Origin of the sequence: Polaribacter sp., assembly GCF_965656025.1 — a bacterium.
Taxonomy (GTDB): Bacteria; Bacteroidota; Bacteroidia; order Flavobacteriales; family Flavobacteriaceae; genus Polaribacter.
On the sequence record NZ_CBFHJT010000046.1, the window covers coordinates 22,345 to 25,186 of the forward strand.

Consider the following 2,842-nt stretch of genomic DNA (forward strand, 5'->3'; position numbering starts at 1 on the left):
ACTAATTAAAGCTATTAGAATTGTAGCTAAAGGAAAAAAATATTTTAGCTCTTTAATTGCAGAAAAAATGGTGAATTTTATGGCAACCCAAAGTGTTAGCGAAAATTTACTTTCTAATAAAGAAACAGAAGTATTACTTTTAATAAGTAAAGGACTAACCACAAAAGAAATAGCCACACAACTTTTTGTTAGCACTAGAACAATAGAAACACATCGTGCAAATATTTTAAAAAAATTAGAGGTGAAAAATACTGCTCAACTCATAAAAAAAGCTTCAGAAATAAAATTGATATAAATTTTATATCCGTATAAATACGGATATAAAATACCAATTTTCTCATACAAACAAAACACCCAATTACATCTTATTTTTATACAACTAAATAATGGTATTTAGTATAATTAATAAAATGTAATAATATGAAAAATGCTTTGTTAACACTTGCAGTTTTACTTTCTTCAACAGCTATATTTTCACAAAATAATTCTAAAAAATCAACGGTAAATAATGATGTTAAAGTAATTAAGTTGGTTACATCCAAAAGAAATAATTTAAAAGGACCTGCTTATAAAAACTTTAAACCCTGGAAAAAAAGTAAAACAGAAATTCAAGAAATACAATTAGTAACTTCAAATAAGAGCGAGTTAGTTGGTCCTGAATATAAAAACTATAAAGTTTTAGAAAGTGCTAAAAATAAAAAGAAAATTAAATTAGTAACTTCTAAAAGAAGCAAACTTACTGGTCCCGCTTATAAAAACTATAAGCCTTGGCAGTAAAAATTTGATAAAAAAGGATTTACAAACCTAAAACCTTCTTATTTATAAGAAGGTTTTATTTTGCGCTTTAATTAGAGTGTCGTTTTAAAAACTAAGTAAATAAATGATACATATCCAACAAAAAGAAATAATCCTTTAAACCTGCTTAAAACAAATTTCTTTGGTATAAATACTAAAGGAAGTAGCACTACTGCAAAACCTAGCATCCAAAAAATATCTCTAGACAATATTTGAGGTTCTGTAACAGGTATTTGCTTTATTAAAGAGGTAAAGCCCAAAACAGAGGCAATATTAAATATATTAGAACCAATTAAGTTTCCTAAAGAAATAGCTTTTTCTCCTTTAACTGCTGCAATAACAGATGCAGCTAATTCTGGTACGCTTGTACCAATAGCAATCATTGTTATAGAAATTACACCTTCGCTTACTCCCATATTTGTGGCTATATCTTTAGCACCATCTACTAAAAGATCGGAACCAAAATACAATGAAACACCACCAATTATTAACCAAATAAAGATTTTAAAATATCCAATTTCTGCCAAAGCATCATCAACCTCTTCTAAAGAGACATCTTCTTTATTAGCCATTCTAATTAGAACAAATAGAAAAATAGCTAGTGCTACTAAAAGTATAATACCCTCTAATTGTGTTAATACATTATCATTGTATAAAAAATAATAGAGTAGTAACGAAAAGAACAACATTACGGGCCAGTTAAGTTTGTAAAAATCTTTATTTACTACGATTGGTCCAATAATGGCTGTAATACCTAAAACCAAACCAATATTTGCAATATTAGAACCAATAACATTATTTATAGAAATTGCTGGAGAACCATCTAGAGCAGCTTGCAAGCTTACCAAAAGTTCTGGTGCAGAGGTTGCAAAAGAAACCACTGTCATTCCAATAACCATTTTAGAAATATTTAATTTAAAGGATAAAGCTATCGAGGATCTTACTAAAAACTCACCACCAAGTATTAATAAAGCCAAACCTAAAAAAACGTACAAAAAACTCATTTATTTTATTTTTTACGAAGATACATTTTTATCAATTTAAGAAGAAGAGAAAAGACAGAAAGAGAAAAAATTACCTTTTTTGAAATACAAATTCCTTTACGATTAAAAAAAAGAGAAAATAATTACATTAAAACCTAACACTTTTAAGTATTAAATAAATAATAATATTCCATATTTAAACTAACTTGAAGTATAATTACTTACATTTTATAACAAAATGCATCTTTTTAGTTATATATATTAAATCAATTTTATTAATAGTTTACTTTTCTTTCGTAAAGTATTTACAATTCTGATATATTGGATTTATAATTTCGAAATTATCATATTTATTAACCCATAAAAACTATTATTATGATACTTATTATTACTAAAACTCTAAAAGATATTGTTGACTTAATTATTACAGTTAGCATTTAATTTTATTACTACCCCAACCCCCAAAGTTGTTTATTTTTATTAAATTTGAAATAAGACAACTTTTTTAATGAAAAAGAAATTTTTTACTTTATTGGCAAAAGCAAACAAAGCTATACTACCCTCTTTTACAAAAAAGGGTTTAGATATCTCTAAAGCAACCAAATTACAATTGGCTATTATAGCTTGGAGAGCTTTTGTTACAAAAAATGCATTAACCTAAAACTATACATTATGAACACAGAACACATTAAAGTTTTTACAGGCTCTTCTATAATAGTACAAGGGTTAAAAAAAAGATTATCAGAAAACAATATTGGTTGTTTAATTAAAGACCACATAAATTCTAGTCAAGTAGCAGGCTTTGGTCCATTAGGCAATTCTGTTGAACTTTTTGTTTTAAATATTGATAAAGAAAAAGCACAACCAATTATAGATACATATAAGGCAGAAATTAATTCATAAAAAAGCAGATTAACTTTCTAAATTAAAAAAACTCTGTTATATTTGCACCCGTTTTAAGGCCATGTGGCGCAACTGAATAGCGCACTTGATTACGGCTCAAGAGGTTACAGGTTTGAATCCTGTCATGGTCACAAAAAAACTCTCAAAATATTTGAGAGTTT

At 26.8% G+C, this 2,842-nt stretch carries 5 protein-coding genes and 1 tRNA gene; 5 read left to right on the top strand and 1 reads right to left on the bottom strand.

Annotated elements, in window-relative coordinates; translation table 11 throughout:
- Together ACTG3S_RS09680 and ACTG3S_RS09685 are read left to right on the top strand one after the other, a co-directional pair.
- Window positions 1-295: response regulator transcription factor (locus ACTG3S_RS09680; protein WP_439129157.1), on the top strand; the 295-nt coding region annotated here is incomplete at its 5' end.
- 125 nt (window positions 296-420) lie between these two features.
- Window positions 421-777, top strand: a complete 357-nt coding sequence (locus tag ACTG3S_RS09685) for a hypothetical protein (protein WP_439129158.1) — start codon at window positions 421-423, stop codon at window positions 775-777.
- A gap of 71 nt (window positions 778-848) precedes the next feature.
- Here the strand turns inward: ACTG3S_RS09685 and ACTG3S_RS09690 are convergent, their stop codons facing one another.
- Window positions 849-1,799, bottom strand: a complete 951-nt coding sequence (locus ACTG3S_RS09690) for a calcium/sodium antiporter (protein WP_439129159.1) — start codon at window positions 1,797-1,799, stop codon at window positions 849-851.
- Between the two features lie 487 nt (window positions 1,800-2,286).
- On the opposite strand from ACTG3S_RS09690, the gene ACTG3S_RS09695 reads away from it, so the two are divergent.
- The 3 genes from ACTG3S_RS09695 to ACTG3S_RS09705 all read left to right on the top strand — a co-directional run bounded on the left by ACTG3S_RS09695 (window position 2,287) and on the right by ACTG3S_RS09705 (window position 2,812).
- On the top strand, window positions 2,287-2,439 hold the full coding sequence (locus tag ACTG3S_RS09695) for an SsrA-binding protein (RefSeq protein ID WP_439129160.1): 153 nt from the start codon (window positions 2,287-2,289) through the stop codon (window positions 2,437-2,439).
- A gap of 11 nt (window positions 2,440-2,450) precedes the next feature.
- Complete coding sequence (locus tag ACTG3S_RS09700; RefSeq protein ID WP_439129161.1) at window positions 2,451-2,681, top strand: putative signal transducing protein; 231 nt, start codon at window positions 2,451-2,453, stop codon at window positions 2,679-2,681.
- A gap of 57 nt (window positions 2,682-2,738) precedes the next feature.
- Window positions 2,739-2,812: transfer RNA gene (locus ACTG3S_RS09705), tRNA-Arg, on the top strand.
- Window positions 2,813-2,842: the final 30 nt, after the last annotated feature.

Bases quoted from the DNA above. Each gene is read 5' to 3' on its own strand.
- ACTG3S_RS09685 (WP_439129158.1), top strand. From the start codon at position 421: ATGAAAAATGCTTTGTTAACACTTGCAGTTTTACTTTCTTCAACAGCT.
- ACTG3S_RS09690 (WP_439129159.1), bottom strand. From the start codon at position 1,799: ATGAGTTTTTTGTACGTTTTTTTAGGTTTGGCTTTATTAATACTTGGT.
- ACTG3S_RS09695 (WP_439129160.1), top strand. From the start codon at position 2,287: ATGAAAAAGAAATTTTTTACTTTATTGGCAAAAGCAAACAAAGCTATA.
- ACTG3S_RS09700 (WP_439129161.1), top strand. From the start codon at position 2,451: ATGAACACAGAACACATTAAAGTTTTTACAGGCTCTTCTATAATAGTA.